The following is a 1,086-nucleotide window of genomic DNA, read 5'->3' as shown; positions in this document are numbered from 1 at the left end:
AAAAAAGTGCCTAAGCAGCTAATAAATGGTCCCGGTATTGTACCGGGGCCATTTTCCTTAGCCCCCATTGATAACGATGTTCATTATATTCTTCAATAACTCGATCAATTTCTTCCTTCACATCCGTTAAATTAGTACATGTTTTATATTCTGCCAAATCCTTAAAGTGGCCAAAGAAACTTTCCATTGGCGCATTATCCCAACAGTTTCCCTTGCGGGACATGGATTGGGTTATCCCAAGTTCCTTCACTTTGCGTTGAAATAGCGGATGGGTGTAATGGAACCCCTGGTCAGAATGAAGGATTGCACTCGGATGGAACTCGTGACACACAGCCTGCTTTAGCTTATTTAAAGTCTCGTAAACGATATCCATTTCTAATGAAGTAGATAAATGGTACGTAACGATTTCTTTTGTGGCGGCATCTTTTACGCAGGATAAATACGCTTTTTGGCCTTTCCCATAATAAAGATAGGTAATGTCAGTAAGCAGGACCTTCCCTGGCACCTCCTGATTGAATTCACGATTAAGGAGGTTTGGACAAGTAAGGTGCTCCTTGGTTGCCTTGGCCATCTTCCGATACGGGTTGGCCCTTCTGATTTTCGCTAGGAGATTATATTTTGTCATCAACCGTCTGATTTTCTTATGATTCATGACGGCCGAGTAGTCATTCTCCATAATCATTTTGATTTGGAGGGCGCCTACTTTTTCCTTTTTACTGATGAAAATATTTCTGATCAATTCTATGTCCAATTCATCCTGTTCTTCACGAAGCTCACGGTAAGGAGCTGCCTTTAACCAATCATAGTAGCCACTTCGACTTACACCAGCCAATTTGCATAGATAAGAAACAGCCTTCTTTAATTGGTGTATTCTGATCGTCCTTTCAATCAGATAGAACTTCTCAGCAGCAGTTAGAATCATTTCTTTTTCAGAGCCTGCCTTTCTAGCTCTTCCAGCTTTTTTAGGAAGTCATTTTCTGCTTCAAGGAATTTGATTCTCGCCTCGGCCTTCCTAAGTTGATCTTCTACAGACTGTGGCTTGGAAGTGGGGCGTCCTGTACTTCCTTTTCCACGGCGTTCCGTAAG

Annotated in this window: 1 protein-coding gene; it reads right to left on the bottom strand. The window is 42.0% G+C overall.

Translation table 11 applies throughout. The features are described from left to right. Positions 1-10: 10 nt before the first annotated feature. On the bottom strand, positions 11-922 hold the full coding sequence (locus ACFX4L_RS25380) for an IS3 family transposase (RefSeq protein WP_377387665.1): 912 nt from the start codon (positions 920-922) through the stop codon (positions 11-13). Between the last annotated feature and the right edge of the window lie 164 nt (positions 923-1,086).

The organism is Peribacillus sp. YIM B13482, from assembly GCF_042787975.1.
Taxonomy (GTDB): domain Bacteria; phylum Bacillota; class Bacilli; order Bacillales; family DSM-1321; genus Peribacillus; species Peribacillus simplex_A.
The sequence above is the reverse complement of the archived record's forward strand: the minus strand, read 5'-3'. Positions and strand labels throughout refer to the sequence as shown.

Excerpts from the sequence above, each read along its gene's own strand:
- ACFX4L_RS25380 (WP_377387665.1), bottom strand. The coding sequence starts at position 922 with ATGATTCTAACTGCTGCTGAGAAGTTCTATCTGATTGAAAGGACGATC.